The sequence below is a fragment of the Bacillus cereus group sp. BfR-BA-01381 genome (assembly GCF_022663555.1).
Classification (GTDB): domain Bacteria; phylum Bacillota; class Bacilli; order Bacillales; family Bacillaceae_G; genus Bacillus_A; species Bacillus_A pacificus.
In genome coordinates this window covers 1-230 of record NZ_JAKUFR010000332.1, presented here as the reverse complement: position 1 = coordinate 230, position 230 = coordinate 1, and the positions used below count along the sequence as shown (strand labels likewise).

Sequence of the window (230 nt, the reverse complement as noted above, 5' to 3'; positions counted from 1 at the left end):
GGATATGTAATAAATGAAGAGACGTTCGCATTTGAAATAAAAGAGAATGGAGAAATTATTAAACATATCGTTCAAGATAAGAAGGTAGAAGGTGAGTTAGAAATAACGAAAGTAGATATAGCGGATGGGACTACAAGAATACCAAATGCAGAGTTTACAATCTACAACGAACAAGGGAAAGAAGTAGTAAAAGGAAAAACAAATGAGCAAGGTATAGCGAAATTCAAACT

1 protein-coding gene is annotated in these 230 nt (G+C 33.0%); it reads left to right on the top strand.

Annotation, left to right across the window (positions count from 1 at the left end; all coding sequences use genetic code 11):
- A partial coding sequence (locus tag MR079_RS28920; protein ID WP_277933188.1) for a SpaA isopeptide-forming pilin-related protein occupies positions 1 to 230 on the top strand: 230 nt, incomplete at both ends.